This is a genomic window from Pseudomonas sp. B414 (assembly GCF_055408445.1).
Window position 1 is genome coordinate 1 of record NZ_JBUZTQ010000039.1, and the last position, 16,427, is coordinate 16,427.

Here is a 16,427-nt window from a genome sequence, read left to right on the forward strand (position 1 = left end):
AGTCATGGGAGAGGTGATGCAGGAAGCCTTGGCTATGCGGCATGATGCTCCGGCTTCAATTCAATAACCGTGTTGCACTCAGCTCCTGCAACCGCCTTGTTTATAAAGCTTTGATCAAGTCGATCTTTCCATCGCCCAAATAATCGCCCCTGCACTGTTATCCCGGCCCAGCTCATCATTGCACCGCCCTTACCATCGGCCAAGAGTGCCAATGCGTGGCGTTGCGGTACAAAGTTGCTCAACTGTTTCTTCTCTAGAGCTGCCGCTAAATTCTTCGCGAGTATCGACCCCTGGCGCACCGCATAAACACCGTTACGCGGACAATCGGGCAGACTGGCACAATCACCCACGGCAAAAATGCTTTGATGGGATAGGCTTTGAAGTGTGGGGCTAATGGCGATAAACCCACGTTTGTCGTAGGCAAGCACTCCCTCTCTCAACCAGGGCAGTGGCACTGCTCCGGTGGCCAAAATGAGTTGCTTACCGCGCCAAACAATCTTCGACCCAGAGAGCAATGCGTCGCGATGGGCTGAGTCGACAAATGAACCCTCGATAAGTTTGACATTCGCACTCACGAGGCTTCTGATTGCCTTAGCCCTCAGCCCCGGCGGATGGCCGGCGAGGATCTTTCCAGAGCTGATAAGTGTTAACTCTGAGACTTGAGGTGCAAGGGCAAGAGCAAGCTCCACGCCTGCGGCGCCACCCCCTAGAATTGCTAAGGGTTGAGGCGTTTGCTTCCAGGCGTACCAAGCACGAACGAGACCAACGAAGGGCTTCACGGGTACCATCTCCAAATCGCAAGTATCTACCTGGAGTGGTTCTAACGTTGAGCCAACGTTTAGAGATAACCATTTGGCTGAATAAACTCGTCCATCAGCAAGTTTCAACGAATTTGAGTCTGGATCAATGTCCGCTATCTCCCCTTGTATAAGTTCAATCCCTGCGCTAGCGCAGAGCGCAGATAACGGGACGCGGCACTGATCTGGCCAATATCTCCCTGCTAGCACGCCCGGAAGCATCCCAGAGTACCAAGCCGATGCTCCATCGCTTATGAGAGCGATACGTCCGTGAGGCCGAGGAACAGAGAGCCACTGGCGCAACACCCCCAAATGGGCATGGCCAGCTCCTGCAAGCAGGAGGTCAAATTCCGCGTTCAAGACGGTTTCTCGTCCGTCTTGAATCCAGACTCAACACGCTGGTTGCCCCCCAGGCGCCATCGATGAAATTTTGAAAGCCAGCGCAGTGCGCCGATGGGAGCGTGAGCACGCTTCCATTCTCCGGCAGCGTATTTGTTCGCTTCGGCCAACGTAGGATAGATATGGATCGTGCCGAGTATTTTGTTCATGCCGTAGCCGTGTTTCATGGCAGCCACGTATTCGGTAATTAGATCACCTGCATGCGGGCCTACGATTGTTACGCCAAGGATCCGATCCTTGCCAGGTTCAGTCAGCACTTTGACGTAGCCGTAGGCTGCGCCATCGGCGATAGCCCTATCTAGATCATCAATGCCAAAGCGGGTGACTTCGTAGGCAATGTCTTGGGATTTGGCTTCTTGCTCATTCAAGCCAACACGTGCCACCTCTGGATCAGTGAACGTCGCCCAAGGAATCACCCGGTAATCGACTTTGAATTGCTTAAAGCCCCCAAACAGTCCATTCACGGCGGCATACCAGGCTTGGTGCGCTGAGGTGTGGGTGAATTGATAAGGCCCCGTGACGTCCCCTACAGCAAATATATTGGGGAAGCGTGTTGCCAAGTATTCATTGGTGTTCAGAGTGCCATTGCCTCGCACCTCCAGACCAAGTTCTTCAGCGCCGAAACCCTTTACATTAGCGACCCGGCCTAAGGCCAAAAGCACTTGATCGAAAAGTATTGTCACTTCGTTGTTGTCCGTGAGGTTTAGGCAAATCAGCTGCTGCTGGCCTTCAAGCACCTCAAAACGTATAGCCTTATGCTGCACCCTTATATCGACACCATCCGCCCTGAGGCTTGTCATTACGATGTCACTCGCATCGACATCTTCACGGATAAGTAGTCGCTCAACCATCTCGACTTGGGTCACAGCACTTCCAAGACGCTGGAATGCTTGTGCCAACTCACAACCGATGGGCCCACCTCCTAACACGAGCAATCGCTTTGGTTGTTCGCGCAATGCCCATATGTTGTCGGAGGTAAGAGGGGTGATGAGCTCAATACCTTCAATTTTGGGTATCAATGGACGGGCGCCAGTGGCGACAATGATGGATAGAGTGCTGAGGGTTTTACCATTGACCTCAACCGTCCAAGGAGAGGTGATCCTCGCGTCTCCCTCAATGACTTCAACGCCCAGCCCTGTGTATCGCTCGACGGAATCATGCGGTTCGATTTCCGAGACCACGCGCTGAATACGTTGCATGACCGCCGCAAAATCAACCTCGCCGGTAACCGACCTAAAACCTAGGCTTTCGGATTTTTTAAGTTCGTGGGCAAATTTGGCAGATCGAATGAGTGCTTTTGAAGGCACACACCCCGTGTTCAGACAGTCGCCACCCATCTTGTGCTTTTCGATCAACGTAACCTTTGCTTTCACAGCCGCTGCTATGTACGCGGATACCAGGCCACCGGAGCCAGCGCCAATAACCACCAAATTGCGATCAAAGCGCTTAGGCTTCTTCCAGCCCGAATACACTTTCCGAGTCTTGAACCATTCCAGAATTTTGCGAGACAACATCGGTAGCAACCCAAGCAGCAGGAATGCGCCGATGAGACTGGGTGAGAGGATTCCAGCCAAAGAGTTGAGTTGACCAAGCTCGCGACCAGCATTCACATAAACCAGCGTGCCGGGCAGCATACCCAGCTGACTGACCCACCAGAATGTACGCACAGGCAACTTGGTCAACCCCATCGCCAGGTTGATCAATACGAAGGGAAACACGGGTACCAGACGCAAGGCGAATAAGTAGGATGCCCCCTCACGCTCAACCCCTTGGTTTATTCCCATCAGGCGTTTACTGAACTTGGCTTGCACCCAGTCGCGCAGCATGAAGCGACTGATCAGCATCGCCAATGTGGCCCCAAGCGTAGATGCAAAGGACACCAGGAGCGTACCGCCGAATAAGCCAAATAATGCACCGCCAAGCAGAGTCATGAGGGCGGCACCGGGTAGTGACAGTGCAGTCACCAGTACGTACAGAAAGAAATACGCGCCACCAATGAGCCAGGGGTTGGCAGACACCTGTTCACTAAACGCTTCCTGCTGGGTTTTGAGGTTTGTCAGGTTGAGATATTGGCCAAGATCGAAGATAAAAAAAGAAGCGATCAGCGCAGCTATCACCACTAGAAGTATGAGCTTACGAAGGTTCATGAGAGTGGATCCTTTTGCGTAGAAACTGAACACTCCTGAAAGCCGCCCAGCAAGGCTGATGATGGAAGATCGTCAGTTCCGTTGAGCAAACGATCACGATAAGAAAGCGCTGCCGGGCTCTGTGAGGGCCATTGCCGGTCGAAGTCTTGGAGAAAGGCCACATGTTCGTAATCAAGCGAAATCGCTTCGACATAGAGCCCGAGTATTTGGGCGCGATATAGCGCCTGGGGATGTGGTGAGGAAGCTATCCGTGTGACAAGTCCTTTACGTTCTGCGCTGAAGTTTGGAATGCCGGCAGCACCGTTATTGATCACCGCCCCAGAGCCCCAGCTCAAGGCTGCGGGGGAGCAGGTGTGACTGGTGGCGAAAACATCGATTTTTCGTTTCGCCATCCAATCCGCTAATTCCTTTTGGCGATCAACAGATCTCAATGCCTCGCGTGAGCACTGCCAGCCGGCAAGTGAGCGCTCATCACCATGACTGATGGCGACTGTACGTCCAGCAATTTCGACCAGCGCATGGGCAGGACGCAACGCAACTGAAGCTCTCAACGAGGGAAGAGTAGCGAAGGTTTCACACAGCCGTTCATGGATAGAGTTAGACCAAGCGACTGTGAGTTCTGTTACCTCCTCAGGATACGCGCAACCGCATCCCGTTCCGCTGTCTTCCACGCGGACTAACTCAGTCTCGACGTTACCGCGAAGAAGAACGTGAGGCGCAACGCGATCCTCGAGGCACCGGAAGATTTCTGGATCACGATCAAACCAGTGCAAGTCGCCGTTGAACACAACACGAGCTTCTGGCTCATCTGCTAGCAACATGTCCAGCGCATCTAACGCATAAGTGTTTCCGTAAAGGCCGCCTACGACGTAGAGCGTTTTGCAGCCAAATTGCGCGGGGCCGTCGAATGCCTTGTGCGGCAATCTGTAGTCCAGAGGACAATCGCGCCCAGGTCGCATGAGCATTCTGTCAAGACTCATATTGCGACTCGCTTAGCTAGGTAGCCCGGGATCAAATAACCCAATATGCATAGCGCCAATCCGTAAAGATTGGTACCCAACAGCAGGGCATACTTGCCATCACCAATAGCCCAACTTTGAGGTATCCAACCCAACGTAAGGGCTATGCCCAAGGCAATGCCGCACCAGAAACTCAGGTGAAACCCCGACCGAGTCGGAGTCACCATTCCATGTAAAACGAATACGGGTGCGAGACCGATAACCATTGTGCCGCTCAAGGTTGTTGCTTTGAGAATGTCGGTTCCGGTGAGCATTGGAATGTTGCCCAAGACGGCGAATATCATCATCACAGACATGCCTACTCCGATTGCCTTCTTGCCTAGATCGTGACCAGCCAACAGTGGCAGCTCTCGACCCACTAGCTTGGCCAGGCTCGAAAAAGTGGAGTCGAGAGTGGAGCCTGCTGCGGAGACCATTACGACGGTCATCACCATCAGCGCGACTACCCCCATGGATTTCGCCAGTGCCGCTGGGACGTTATCGGAAACATTCATGCCGATGAGGGTGGTGTGTACGCCAATCAAACTGAACGCGAGAATGGCAACAAAACCCAGCAGGCCGGCAACGAAGAAAGACCTACGCATCGTCCGTTCTTCGCTGATGAAGCCACGATCCGTCAGGACGGGATCATGAAACGGGTAACTGAATATTTGGAGCCCTGCGACCAGTAATAAATCAACGCCTGAGCTCATCGCCCAATGACTGGTACTCATCAACTCCTTGGTGCTGTGCTGCGGTAAAACCAAGCCAAGCACCCAGACAAGGGCAATCAAGAAAATTCCTGCTTGGGCCGCATCGGTCATGATTGAACTGCGAAGTCCACCACGAAGGCTGTATGCCAGCGTCACCACGGTGAACAACGAGGCGGCTCCGATAAACTCAATGCTACCGGCAGCACCATAATAGCCACCGACCACGGCGGTATTGCTCCAGACCTCGTTAAAGAGCCTGATAAGAATGGCTGCGCTGAAAGCCAGTGCCGCAGATCGACCGTAATTGGTGGTCAGAAAGCTGACCAGTCCCGTCGCTCCAAAGCGTCGGCGCAGCCTGAATATGACTAAACCTGCCAGCGGGATCGAAAGCCAATAGGTGGCATAAGCCAAGCCACCAATCAATCCATAGCTTGCGCCCAAGTTGGCAGCGTTCGTTACCGACTTAGCGAAAATCCAGCTGATAAAAATACTCGATGTCACTAACCAGGGAGCCGCGCTACGACCTCGGGAATCTTCGCCATGAAAGAAGCCCCCCAGGGTTACAGCACGAGGTGACAATGCGTACATGATGAGACCGTAAATCAGTAAAAAACCCCAAAAAAATACACCTAGCAGGCTATTCGGCTCCATTGATCTTCTCCCTATTCCTTCAATGCGCCAGCACAACTCGAACCCTGACCAGCTGTGCACGCAAAGCAGTGATCACGAGTGCTTATTGGGTTATTTTCCAGGCTTGACGATTCGAGCAAATCTCGTAAATGAGGCCGATCACGACCAATCAGATCAGGTATGAGCATCGGCAGGTCTAGCATTTGGTTGAAGTCGCAGTCGTAGAGGTAACCTTGCCAGTCAACGCTGACCAAGTTCCGACACATGACTGCATCCAGATTCTCTGATCGATAGCTGTCTCTGAGCAGTTGCATGTAATCACCGAACAGCCCCTTGCTAACGAGTGTGCTTCCAAATCGGGCAATGGGTTGGTTGGTAATCGTCAGGAGATGGTTGAACTGAATGCCAAAATCTTCGGCCAAGTGAGCTTTGTAATCTATTTCTAGCTGGGCCTGCGGCGGGGGCAAATTTGCGCCTTGAGGGTTGTAAACAAGATTTAGGATTAAGCCGCTGTCAAAAATACCGTATCCGAGATTGTTGAGCTTCTTGAGGCCTTCAATGCTTGCGTCGAATACCCCATCACCTCGTTGCTTGTCGACATTCTCACGGGAATAGCAAGGCAGAGATGCAGTCACCTCAACGCCTTGCTCTGCTAGAAATACCGCTAAGTCCTCATACCCAGGCTCACAAAGAATTGTCAGATTGCAGCGATCAATTACACGTAATCCTTCGCGTCGAGCATGTACAACGATTTCTCTGAAGCGGGGATGCATCTCAGGAGCGCCACCGGTCAGGTCGAGGGTTTTCACTGGATGGGCGTCAATAACTTGATGCAACAATGCCAGGCTTTCATCCGTCATGGATTCTGTACGAGTCGGGCCTGCATTGACATGGCAGTGCAGGCAGCGCTGGTTGCAAAGGTACGTGAGATTGACCTGCAAGGCTTCCAACTGGCCACGCTGCAGGCGCGGAAAGCTCAAAGTATTCAGAAGCGGTAACATTGCGTGCATGACTATATCTACTCTCGAATACTGATGGTCTAAGGCCTTGGCCTCTGTGTGTTACAAGCTGAAGAGGCGAAAGCCAGAGCATCGCTCGTTGCTTAAGCATTGACCCACGAGATTCACTGTGTGGCACAAGAATGAGCTTGGGCGACTGCACCCTGTAAGCCGCCTCGATTTGCCATTAGGATGGTCTCTGCTCGTGCTGAATGACAGGGAAGAGCAAGAGCCGATTCTCTAAGGTCGTTCGCTGCTTTGTCTTCAGGATTACGGGCCCTACTCGTCTAGTCAGTGCTGGGTACTGTCATTCGATCTAAGGTTAGTTCGTTGATCCTCCACATCCGGTTACAGCGTCCGCGAATTTTTTTCGACCATCAAACTGATTCACTTGTTACCTTAGCTCGGTACCGAATATGAGGTTTGCAGCCCGTCATTAATGCTGGCTTCATGCAGGAGCGAGATATTTTTACCTTTTGTGTAACCAGAGCGAACGATGGAACGAATTACACATAACGATGAGTTGCGCAGGCGAGAGTTCAACCTGCAGGCTCTGTTCATCGCGGGTCTCGGAGGGGACGAATCTGCTTATCGAATTTTTTTAACGGAGTTAAGTGGTCATCTTCGTGGTTTTTTGCGCTCGAAACTTCAGCAACGACCTAGCGAAGTAGAGGATTTGCTGCAAGAGATTTTGCTGGCCGTTCATAATGCTCGCCAGACCTATCGGGTAGACGAACCTCTGACGGCTTGGGTTTTTGCTATTGCGCGTTACAAACTCACCGACTTTTTCCGAGGCAGGTCACGTTATGACGCGTTTAACGAATCACTCGAAGATGTGGCAGAGCTATTTGCTAATCCACATCTTGAACCAGCACAGGCCAGTCGCGACCTAATCAGGTTGCTAGAGCAGTTACCTGAACGTCAGCGTCTACCTATTGTGCATGTGAAAATAGAAGGGCTGTCTGTGACTGAAACCGCTCAATTGACCGGGTTATCTGAGTCAGCGGTGAAAATAGGCATACACCGTGGGCTTAAAGCACTGGCGGGAAGAGTTAGAGGTGCAAGATGAATACTGATGATTTTATTTCCCTGCTTGCCTCCGGCGTCGCCCCTGTTGACCGAAGTATGGTAGCTAAGCGATTCAGCATCGCGGTGCTGGCTGGCTTCATGGGCGCCACTTTACTAGTCATAGCAATAATGGGTATTCGTCCAGACTTGGGCCAAGCCATGGCCGAGCCTATTTTTTGGGCAAGGGTCGCATTTCCGCTCAGCTTGATGATCGGTGCGTTGAGTATGGTAGGGAAATTGGCTAGACCCGGAATAGCCTCGGGCCCCGGCAAAATCCTAATTGTTACTGCAGTCTTTTCGGTGTGGGTCGCATCTATCTATGTCCTGTTGGTTAGCCCACCTGACGAACGAGTTGCGATTATCCTCGGCGAAACTTGGAAAGTATGCGTACTCAATATCACCTTGCTGTCGGTTCCCGGGTTTGTCGCTGTGTTTTGGGCGCTGAAGGGGCTAGCACCCACCAATCTGAGGCTATCAGGTGCTTGCGGCGGATTGCTAGCAGGCTCAATGGCAACGATTGCTTACTCCTTTCGATGCCCCGAGATGCAGATACCATTTTGGGGCGTATGGTACTTGCTGGGCATGCTGGTGCCGACCGTATTAGGCGCACTGCTCGGTCGACGCTGGCTACGCTGGTAGCAGATCGTAGTCATCACCCGTGCTGTTCAGAGATATCCACCAACACCATCAGCTCAGGCGATGCGTGATACCGGACGAATATTGGGATCAAGCAGATGAACTCGCTGAACAATCATTATCCATGCCTGGTACTACTTTGTAAGCGACCTGCGCTGGGCCACTCAAAACAGCGGCTGGCAGAGGGCGTTGGTAAGAAACGCGCCCTGGTTATCGCTCAGTTGCTTCTCGATTGCGCTGTAGAAGACCTTCTGGACTTTCCGGGTACTCGAGCTTTAGCTCCTGACCAAGCACAACACCAGCAATGGGGTCAGGCTCTGTGCGAGAGCGCACTCTGCATTCCACAGAGCGAGGGGAACCTCGGTGAACGCTTGAATGCATTGGATATGCAACTCCGTAACTTGGGTCACCAGTACCTTATTTACATAGGAAGCGACTGTCCATTGTTAGGCCCTGACGACTATCAACGTGTGAACGAGCAACTTCGGTACTCAGATACAGTGCTAACGATGGCGCAAGATGGTGGCGTTGTTCTTATGGCCTCTCGTAAGCCCTGGCCGACCTTGAGCGCTTTGCCTTGGAGCACTCAGCATCTCGGTCAAGCATTACTCGAATGTTGCCGGAGCTCGGGCCACTCGGTTTCACTGGCTGGTGAGTTATTCGACATCGACCTCCAAGAAGACCTAAAGCCCTTGCTAGAGGCACTGGCTGAGGATGCACGACCTGAGAGATTAAAACTGAAAAATGCGTTGGCAGGTTTGCTGGAAGTATCAGATGCAAAATAGCGCCTCTGTCAGCATTATCGTGCCTTGCTGGAATGACGAAGCATCGCTGGAAAAGCTGCTCAATCATCTAAATCTAATAGCAAAAAATGAGCGCGAGTCACTACAACTGATAGTGGTTGATGCGGCCCAAAGCGAGAGTTGCCTAGAAATTTGTCAGCGTCATGGTTCGCTGTGGATACCTGCATCACCCTGCCGAGGTGAGCAGCTGCGGTTGGGGGCAAGCCACGCAGTTCATTCGATTCTCTGGTTTTTGCATGCTGACGCTCATTTAACGTTTGACTGTCTACCTGCTATCCGTAGTGCAATCGACTCCGGTGCATCAGGAGGTTATTTTGCATTCAGATTCTCCAATGCCAATTGCTGGCAAAGCAGGTTGTTAGAAAAGCTGATCAACATGCGTACCCGCTTTGGGATTCCTTACGGCGACCAGGGATTATTTTTCCAGCACGATATCTATCTATCATCTGGACAACATGATGCGTCACCGTTGTTCGAGGAGGTCGAACTTGTGAGGCGCGTCCGTGACCAAGGCCGATTCGTAGAGTTGGCTAAAGGTCTGGGGGTTGATGCAAGACGCTGGCAGCGCGATGGCTGGTGGCATCGGTCGTTTCGTAATCGTTTGCTCGCGATAGCTTATTGGATGGGTGTCCCAGCGTCCCGATTAGCAGCTATTTATAGTTCGCGAAAATGATTACCCCTCCCAGCGTAACCTACCCACGCACTCCCGAAAATTCACTAATCATAGGCGACATATTACTAGCGCTTGCCCAGAACCTGGTGCGCAGTGTGGAGACCAATACGACTACATTCAGCCAGACCTCCTTTAAGACCTGGCTCCTTAGGGCGCTATTTACACATCAAGACTTTGTATTTCGTGGCAGGCACCTGCCAAGCCACCCAAGACTATGTGCGGCTTAATTCCCCATGGATCAAATTGCGCCGCTGAGTCACGATTAACCCAGGCACATTTCAAGCCCGAAAACATCGCTCCCAAGACATCAAAGGTATTGCTTGAAACCAAGCAGATTTCTGCCGAGGGCAGCGCACACACGTCGACCAGATGGTCATAAACTTCTGGCGCGGGTTTGAAGGAGCGCACCGACTCTACGCTTACGATCTCAGTAAAATACGCGAGAATATTTGCGTGCTGCAGCAGGCGCTCGACGGCTTGCTTGCTACCATTTGAAAATGCGTACAGATGCAAGCCACTGCCTACCATTTCCTCCAACGCGCTGCTTACATCATCGAATGCATCAAGCTCTGAGTAGGTGTTCATGAGCACCTGGATCTCAGCACTGTCCAGTTCAATCAACTGCTCGCGACAGGCGAAGATCAATGCTTCGCGAGTACAGACAGAGAAGTCGCAATAATCACGCATTAAACCTCTGCGAAAGCTGTACTCCAACTGTTTCTGTCGCCAAGTCTTCGCCACATCTACCGCTTTCTCACCAACCACTTGGGTCAACTGGCCTAGTACAGCCTGAGTGTCGATTAACGTTCCGTAGATATCGAATGCAACTGCCTTGATCATCGTGGTAATCCGTCTTGAGTAAATAAAGAACCGATCAGTCCATAATTCGTTAAATTTAAGCCCAGCGCGCCATTACCAGATCGATCACCATAAGCAACTCTTGATGCGAGAGCCCAGATTTGGTTTGGGTGCGCAGACCATTCATTATGCAATGCATTAAGAGAGCAAGCTCTGCCGGCGTCTTATCAGCAGATATTTCACCGCTCTCTTGGGCTCGCTCAAACGCTAACTCGAACACTCGACGGAATCGCTTGGAAGCCAGGATCACTAGGCGATGTATCGCCGGGTCGGAAGATGAAAATTCGTTGGCTACGTTTACGAGCATACAGCCACGGGGGCTGTCTCGCGAAGCATCCTCGAGCACGGACATCAGGCATTCTCGAATGAATTCGAGCGCGTACTCGGACTCATCAAGGCGCTCACGCATAAACCTTGCCCGTCCCTCGAAATATCGAGTGAATGCAGTCTCGAATAGACTCTGTTTGTTACCGAAGCTTTCATAAAGACTGCTTTTGGAAAGACCAGTAGCTTCAAGCAGATCCTGCAGGCTCGTGGCGTCATAGCCTCGACTCCAGAAAAGCTCCATGGCATTTTCCAGTACAAGTTCAGGGTCAAAGATTCTGGGGCGTCCGCGATTCATACGGCCATTATGGACTGATCGGATTTTTTTTCAAAGCCCGACCGGGTAAGGCTGCTGACGACACAGAGCAGTCCATCCCTTTAGCCCCTGAAGCTGGTGCGAGGATCATTCCACACGATTGGCTTCTCGGGAGAAATTGACTTATGAACCGATCAGTCCCAAAATAAAAAACGTACCTCAGTAAATTTTTCCAGAGGTCTTTGGACACTCGGAGCCACAACCGAGCCACATTAAGGACTGATCAGTCCGCAAACAGAGGAGCTCATAATGCTCAGCGAATACAAAATTTCTCTCCCGTCGCTTACTCCTGAATCTACCGAAGGTCATGGCCGGGATGTACTGACTAAGGCAAAAGCACAGACAGGGTTTATCCCTAATATGTATGCACGCATGGCTAATTCGCCAGGTTTGCTCGAAACCTACCTGCAAGGCTATGCGGCCTTCAGAAAAGAATCAGGGTTCTCCTTGGAGGAGCAAGAGGTCATCTTCTTGGTTATCAGCCGCGAGAACGGATGTGAATACTGCATGGCTGCTCATAGCACCTTGGCAGACGTCATGTCAGGTGTGTCCCCAGAGGTGACGGACGCAATTCGCAATGGCACACCAATCAGTGATTTCAAGCTTGCCGCTTTAGCCGAATTTACCAGCGTAATGTTCCAGACCCGTGGCCTACCAACTGAAGAGTCAGTTCAGTCGTTTTTGAAGGCCGAGTTCAGCGAGCGGCACATCCTCGAAATCGTTCTCGCGTTGGCTGTGAAGACCCTTAGTAATTACTCCAATCACCTCTTTCATACTCCCCTAGATGAAAAGTTTGCAGCCCGCGCTTGGACGCAGAACTGATTTCAACCTGTTATGCCAGTTGAGCGCTTCCAGGTTGCGTTTTAGCGCTCACTGGTTTGGTTGCGAGAAATGGGTGTTCGCGCAAGAAACATAGAACACAGGATTACTAAAATGCTGCCCAATTTTTTTAAATTATGAGAGATAGACCAAAGATGAAAAGTATTCGATCTGTTTTTAATTTTCTAATGGTTGCATTGCTGGTCGCTTCGCCATTAGCATTCGCGAGCCAGAAAACAAAAGCTTCGGAAACAGATGTTAAAGTTATTTTTTTTGATGTAAATGAAACCCTTCTAGATCTTCATCCTCTACAAAAAACAGTCGGAGATGCGCTTGGCGGCAGGCCTGACTTGTTGAGCATTTGGTTTTCGACGATGCTGCATTATTCATTAGTAGAGACATCAATTAATCAATACCATGACTTTGGCCAGATTGGTGCAGCAGCACTAATCATGGTTGCTCAATCGAACGGGTTGACTATTACTCAAGACCAGGCGAAGAAAGCTATCGCCCCCATCACTAGCCTTCCGGCGCATCCTGATGTTCGCACTGGATTAGAAACGCTAAAGAACAAAGGCTACAAATTAGTGGCTTTGACAAACTCGTCACGCTCCACCGTAGAGAAACAACTGAAAAACGCAGGATTGTATGATTTGTTTGACGAGTATTTGAGTGGTGAAGCTGTGCACAGCTATAAGCCAAATCTAAAGGTCTATGATTGGGCGATGCAAAAAATCGGAGTAAGCGGTATGGAATCCTTGTTAGTCGCTGCACATGGCTGGGATGTAGCGGGCGCTAAGGAGACAGGCATGAAAACAGCATTCGTAGCACGAGCTGGAAAGGCAATCTATCCATTAGCGAAATCACCTGATTACATAGTCAATGACTTGGTTGAACTCTCGAATTTACTACCGAAGCGTTAAGCCAAAAAATTGCTTGCTGACGTTAATTACCAGCGGGCTTTAAATTATTTAGGTTGAGTGGAGCATCATTCAAATTTGTTGCGCATTCCACTCGCCGTACTTTTAAAACCGCTTACTGTATAGCCTTTATACATTTTAGGTTTTTTGGTTTTCTCTCCGTCCCCCTAAGCATCACACCACTAAAAAACCGAATAAAAACGAACTAGTAAGACTTCGAGGAAAGGTCTATTTTTAACCGCCAATTTATTTTGCCTTGACTGTTTTTTCAAATTGGCAGTACAGTGTGTTGAAGTCGACTAGCTCGAATGGACAACCAGTCAATCGACCAAGCAGCCTTCAGGTCGCTCAGTATACAACTGCACATCCACAATTAGCGCATCCCCTTAGCTCTGAAAGGTGCGACTATTCTATTGAAGGATTATATATGACCGTTTACGCAATTATAGGTGGTTCTGGGCTAGCCGACTTGGAAGACCTTAGAAATAGAAAGTCTATATCAATCAATACTCCTTACGGTGAGCCATCGGGTGATATTTATATAGGCGACTATGGAGGTCGGGAGGTTATGTTTTTGTCTCGCCATGGCGAGCCACATCGCTATGCGCCCCATCAAGTTAATTACAGAGCTAACGTTTGGGCCCTTAAGGAGACCGGAGCAGATTCAATTCTCGCTTTCAACGCTGTTGGTGGGATTAATCATGCAATGGGAGCTGGTAAATTTTGTGTTCCTCACGACCTAATTGACTATACATACTGCCGTCAGCAGACGTTCTTTGATAAAGATCTAGACAAAGTCACTCATATTGACTTCAGCAAACCTTATACTAATGAGTTGCGCATTAGGCTGATTACTGCATTGGCGGCTGAGGGTTTTGATTTCAGTGCACGAGGTGTTTATGGCTGCACGCAAGGCCCTCGCCTAGAGACAGCTGCGGAAATAATCCGAATGGAGCGTGACGGCTGTGACATTGTAGGTATGACCGGAATGCCTGAAGCGGCGCTGGCTCGTGAGTTAGAACTCGAATATGCATGTTTAGCGTTGGTTGTTAACCCAGCTGCGGGAAAATCTTCGTCTGAGATTTCTATGGCGGAGATTGAGTCGGTGTTGCAAGTAGGAGTTAGCAATGCCAAGGCTGTTTTGGTTAGGCTCATTGGCTCTGACCTTCGTTGATCGCTTCTTCGGTACATCTTTGTTTTATCCGGCCAACAAAGGTTAGCCCCACATAGGTTGACCGCTGAAGGTGATCCTTTGGACGTTCTGGTTTTTGCTTTTGCCCGGTACCGCCTGGCCTTGTCGTTCGTAGTCGTCCTGTCGGCGTGATGTATATGACAGACGAAGCCGGTGCTGGGGCGTAGTTGAACAAGCTGGAGGCTGATTTCGCCTGTGACAATAATCGTTACAGGCTATTTAGACAGCCGCACCGGTAAACGTCGGATGTTAAAATACTCTCTTTAGATCGAAGCGCAAGGACACTGATGACCGACAATAGAACGCCTACAGAAACCCCAAGAGCAGCTGCAATTTTAGCTCGCTTCATGTCGTCGGAATCCGCTGGCGGTCTTGTGCTGATGGGCGCAGCACTCGCGGCACTGATTGTGGCCAATTCACCTCTCTCCCAAGGTTATTTTGCAGCCTTGCACAGTGTCTGGTTGGGTATGTCTATGGAGCATTGGGTCAACGATGGCCTGATGGCGATCTTCTTCCTGATGGTCGGACTCGAGATCAAAAGAGAGGTTCTGGCAGGCGGGCTCTCCACTTGGGGCCAGCGCGCGTTGCCTGGGTTTGGTGCTTTAGGCGGCATGGTTGTGCCTGCGCTGATCTACATCGCAATTAACTGGGGTAACTCTGAGACCTTGAAGGGGTGGGCTATCCCAGCCGCTACCGACATTGCATTCGCCCTTGGCGTCTTGTCGTTGCTGGGTAAGCGAGTCCCGACTTCGTTGAAGGTTTTCCTCGCCGCTTTGGCAATCATCGACGACCTAGGTGCTGTGGTCATCATCGCCTTTTTCTACACGACCGGTCTTTCCATGCCGATGTTGCTGGCATCGCTTGCAACCCTGATCATTCTGATCGCAATGAATCGATTCGGCGTCAGAAGATTGTTCCCATATCTGCTGGTCGGTGGTGTGCTGTGGTTCTTCGTGCTGCAATCGGGAGTGCACGCCACCCTTGCGGGTGTCGCTGTGGCACTGTGCGTTCCAATGGGCAAGCCTGAAGAGGAAGCCCGGTCTCCACTGCTGTTCCTAGAAGAAAAGCTGCATATGTGGGTAGCGTTCGCTGTGGTGCCAATTTTTGGCTTTGCCAATGCGGGGGTTTCACTGTCCGGTATCTCCATGGAGAACCTAGTTGACCCAGTTCCGTTGGGTGTGGCTATCGGTCTGTTGGTGGGCAAGCAAGTCGGTATTTTCCTATTAGCTGCTCTGGCCATTCGCATGGGCTTGGCCAAGCTGCCGGAAGGGAGCAATTGGACACAGCTTTACGGCATTGCGCTCTTGTGCGGCATCGGCTTCACCATGAGCCTGTTCATCGGAAACCTTGCGTTTGCAGGATCAGCTCACCTGATTGACGAAGTAAAAGTGGGTGTGTTGATTGGTTCGACCCTAGCTGCAATCGGTGGTGTCCTGATTTTGCGACGCAGCGCTGCTCCTGCCGCTGTGCACGCCACGATTTCCAGTTAAGCGAAAGCAAGACGGCCACAGAATTTCTCCCTGATCGAAATCCTGTGGCCGGAACATCGATTGGCGAAGTTTGGTCATCGTGCTTTACGCCAAAAGCTACCGAGGCGTCCTCTTAACCGCGAATCGTCACCAACAAGTCGGTTGCGACTTTTTTCAGCATGAAAGTTTCGCGCTGAATTGACTGCCCCATCGATGACTCCTGACGCTGCATCACGGCTTCATTGTGCGTTATGGCCTCATGCAGGTTGATCCAGACAGGCCGCATTCCATTAGCGATTTCGTGGCTTTCCATCCTGACCGGCTCTAGCTGAGTCGCTACTTCGCATAGATAAAAATGCGACGTCATGTGCATCAGGTCATATTGTGGCTTCCAATAAGGCCGGTATTCCTCGATATAACCGTAGTGCTGGAGTACCTGAATCTCACGGGCACCAGTCTCTTCCTCAAGCTCACGCTTCAGGCCTGTGACAATGTCCTCGTCACCATCAAGGCCGCCTCCAGGAAAGCTGAAGTCGTTATAGCGCTCGGTGAACAGCAACAGGATCTGTTCGTCCCGCAACACGATGCCGCGTGCGGCATGACGGCGGAACACCCTGCCTTGTTTGGATTTCAGCTCTGGGTGAATAATTTCGGTTATGAGTTGCAT

General features: G+C 51.0%; 16 protein-coding genes and 1 pseudogene. 9 read left to right on the plus strand and 8 right to left on the minus strand.

What is annotated here, in order from left to right; all coding sequences use genetic code 11:
• Nucleotides 1-32: 32 nt before the first annotated feature.
• Genes ACZRMH_RS22285 through arsS form a run of 5 tightly spaced genes read right to left on the minus strand, consistent with a single transcriptional unit; the run spans nt 33 to nt 6,694 of the window.
• A complete protein-coding gene (locus ACZRMH_RS22285; RefSeq protein ID WP_464015321.1) occupies nt 33-1,157 on the minus strand; it encodes an FAD-dependent oxidoreductase in 1,125 nt (374 codons plus the stop codon).
• Nucleotides 1,154-3,343 (minus strand): FAD-dependent oxidoreductase, encoded by a 2,190-nt coding sequence (locus tag ACZRMH_RS22290; RefSeq protein WP_464015322.1) that lies wholly within the window; start codon nt 3,341-3,343, stop codon nt 1,154-1,156. Before ACZRMH_RS22290 ends, ACZRMH_RS22285 begins: the two co-directional genes overlap by 4 nt.
• The gene (locus ACZRMH_RS22295) at nt 3,340-4,266 is read right to left on the minus strand and encodes a hypothetical protein (RefSeq protein WP_464015323.1); all 927 of its coding nucleotides are present in this window, start codon (nt 4,264-4,266) and stop codon (nt 3,340-3,342) included. Before ACZRMH_RS22295 ends, ACZRMH_RS22290 begins: the two co-directional genes overlap by 4 nt.
• Nucleotides 4,267-4,319: 53 nt before the next feature.
• The gene (locus ACZRMH_RS22300) at nt 4,320-5,705 is read right to left on the minus strand and encodes an SLC5/6 family protein (RefSeq protein WP_048350915.1); all 1,386 of its coding nucleotides are present in this window, start codon (nt 5,703-5,705) and stop codon (nt 4,320-4,322) included.
• Nucleotides 5,706-5,716: 11 nt separating this feature from the next.
• Nucleotides 5,717-6,694, minus strand: a complete 978-nt coding sequence (gene arsS, locus ACZRMH_RS22305) for an arsenosugar biosynthesis radical SAM (seleno)protein ArsS (protein ID WP_048350916.1) — start codon at nt 6,692-6,694, stop codon at nt 5,717-5,719.
• Between the two features lie 484 nt (nt 6,695-7,178).
• Between arsS and ACZRMH_RS22310 the strand changes: the two genes are divergently transcribed.
• The 4 genes from ACZRMH_RS22310 (at nt 7,179) to ACZRMH_RS22325 (ending at nt 9,862) form a co-directional block, all read left to right on the plus strand.
• Nucleotides 7,179-7,751: a sigma-70 family RNA polymerase sigma factor gene (locus tag ACZRMH_RS22310; RefSeq protein ID WP_048350917.1), complete on the plus strand. Its 573-nt coding sequence runs from the start codon at nt 7,179-7,181 to the stop codon at nt 7,749-7,751.
• Nucleotides 7,748-8,389, plus strand: a complete 642-nt coding sequence (locus ACZRMH_RS22315; RefSeq protein ID WP_464015324.1) for a DUF1109 domain-containing protein — start codon at nt 7,748-7,750, stop codon at nt 8,387-8,389. The genes ACZRMH_RS22310 and ACZRMH_RS22315 overlap by 4 nt, the downstream gene beginning before the upstream one ends.
• Nucleotides 8,390-8,484: 95 nt before the next feature.
• Nucleotides 8,485-9,171, plus strand: coding sequence for a TIGR04282 family arsenosugar biosynthesis glycosyltransferase (locus ACZRMH_RS22320; protein ID WP_048350919.1), 687 nt, complete (start codon nt 8,485-8,487; stop codon nt 9,169-9,171).
• Nucleotides 9,161-9,862: a TIGR04283 family arsenosugar biosynthesis glycosyltransferase gene (locus ACZRMH_RS22325; RefSeq protein ID WP_048350920.1), complete on the plus strand. Its 702-nt coding sequence runs from the start codon at nt 9,161-9,163 to the stop codon at nt 9,860-9,862. The genes ACZRMH_RS22320 and ACZRMH_RS22325 overlap by 11 nt, the downstream gene beginning before the upstream one ends.
• Before the next feature lie 159 nt (nt 9,863-10,021).
• On the opposite strand, the gene ACZRMH_RS22330 is transcribed toward ACZRMH_RS22325, so the two are convergent.
• On the minus strand, nt 10,022-10,702 hold the full coding sequence (locus ACZRMH_RS22330) for a haloacid dehalogenase type II (RefSeq protein WP_048350921.1): 681 nt from the start codon (nt 10,700-10,702) through the stop codon (nt 10,022-10,024).
• A 55-nt stretch (nt 10,703-10,757) separates the two neighbouring features.
• Nucleotides 10,758-11,288, minus strand: coding sequence for a TetR/AcrR family transcriptional regulator (locus ACZRMH_RS22335; protein ID WP_082136478.1), 531 nt, complete (start codon nt 11,286-11,288; stop codon nt 10,758-10,760).
• A gap of 321 nt (nt 11,289-11,609) precedes the next feature.
• Between ACZRMH_RS22335 and ACZRMH_RS22340 the strand changes: the two genes are divergently transcribed.
• The 5 genes and pseudogenes from ACZRMH_RS22340 to nhaA all read left to right on the plus strand — a co-directional run bounded on the left by ACZRMH_RS22340 (nt 11,610) and on the right by nhaA (nt 15,781).
• Complete coding sequence (locus tag ACZRMH_RS22340) at nt 11,610-12,182, plus strand: carboxymuconolactone decarboxylase family protein (RefSeq protein ID WP_048350923.1); 573 nt, start codon at nt 11,610-11,612, stop codon at nt 12,180-12,182.
• Between the two features lie 152 nt (nt 12,183-12,334).
• A complete protein-coding gene (locus tag ACZRMH_RS22345) occupies nt 12,335-13,102 on the plus strand; it encodes a haloacid dehalogenase type II (RefSeq protein WP_401369018.1) in 768 nt (255 codons plus the stop codon).
• 424 nt (nt 13,103-13,526) lie between these two features.
• Complete coding sequence (locus tag ACZRMH_RS22350) at nt 13,527-14,273, plus strand: S-methyl-5'-thioinosine phosphorylase (protein WP_048350924.1); 747 nt, start codon at nt 13,527-13,529, stop codon at nt 14,271-14,273.
• A pseudogene (locus tag ACZRMH_RS22355) lies at nt 14,266-14,455 on the plus strand (inorganic diphosphatase); the annotation flags it as partial. The gene ACZRMH_RS22350 and the pseudogene ACZRMH_RS22355, both read left to right, overlap by 8 nt.
• 123 nt (nt 14,456-14,578) lie before the next feature.
• Nucleotides 14,579-15,781 (plus strand): Na+/H+ antiporter NhaA, encoded by a 1,203-nt coding sequence (gene nhaA / locus ACZRMH_RS22360; protein WP_463959755.1) that lies wholly within the window; start codon nt 14,579-14,581, stop codon nt 15,779-15,781.
• 112 nt (nt 15,782-15,893) lie between these two features.
• Here the strand turns inward: nhaA and ACZRMH_RS22365 are convergent, their stop codons facing one another.
• Nucleotides 15,894-16,427, minus strand: a complete 534-nt coding sequence (locus ACZRMH_RS22365) for an NUDIX hydrolase (RefSeq protein WP_401369011.1) — start codon at nt 16,425-16,427, stop codon at nt 15,894-15,896.

Bases quoted from the DNA above. Each gene is read 5' to 3' on its own strand.
- ACZRMH_RS22330 (WP_048350921.1), bottom strand. From the start codon at position 10,702: ATGATCAAGGCAGTTGCATTCGATATCTACGGAACGTTAATCGACACT.
- ACZRMH_RS22310 (WP_048350917.1), top strand. From the start codon at position 7,179: ATGGAACGAATTACACATAACGATGAGTTGCGCAGGCGAGAGTTCAAC.
- ACZRMH_RS22320 (WP_048350919.1), top strand. From the start codon at position 8,485: ATGAACTCGCTGAACAATCATTATCCATGCCTGGTACTACTTTGTAAG.
- ACZRMH_RS22365 (WP_401369011.1), bottom strand. From the start codon at position 16,427: ATGCAACTCATAACCGAAATTATTCACCCAGAGCTGAAATCCAAACAA.
- ACZRMH_RS22325 (WP_048350920.1), top strand. From the start codon at position 9,161: ATGCAAAATAGCGCCTCTGTCAGCATTATCGTGCCTTGCTGGAATGAC.
- ACZRMH_RS22335 (WP_082136478.1), bottom strand. From the start codon at position 11,288: ATGGAGCTTTTCTGGAGTCGAGGCTATGACGCCACGAGCCTGCAGGAT.
- ACZRMH_RS22340 (WP_048350923.1), top strand. From the start codon at position 11,610: ATGCTCAGCGAATACAAAATTTCTCTCCCGTCGCTTACTCCTGAATCT.
- ACZRMH_RS22290 (WP_464015322.1), bottom strand. From the start codon at position 3,343: ATGAACCTTCGTAAGCTCATACTTCTAGTGGTGATAGCTGCGCTGATC.
- ACZRMH_RS22300 (WP_048350915.1), bottom strand. From the start codon at position 5,705: ATGGAGCCGAATAGCCTGCTAGGTGTATTTTTTTGGGGTTTTTTACTG.
- arsS (WP_048350916.1), bottom strand. From the start codon at position 6,694: ATGCACGCAATGTTACCGCTTCTGAATACTTTGAGCTTTCCGCGCCTG.
- ACZRMH_RS22315 (WP_464015324.1), top strand. From the start codon at position 7,748: ATGAATACTGATGATTTTATTTCCCTGCTTGCCTCCGGCGTCGCCCCT.
- ACZRMH_RS22345 (WP_401369018.1), top strand. From the start codon at position 12,335: ATGAAAAGTATTCGATCTGTTTTTAATTTTCTAATGGTTGCATTGCTG.
- nhaA (WP_463959755.1), top strand. From the start codon at position 14,579: ATGACCGACAATAGAACGCCTACAGAAACCCCAAGAGCAGCTGCAATT.
- ACZRMH_RS22350 (WP_048350924.1), top strand. From the start codon at position 13,527: ATGACCGTTTACGCAATTATAGGTGGTTCTGGGCTAGCCGACTTGGAA.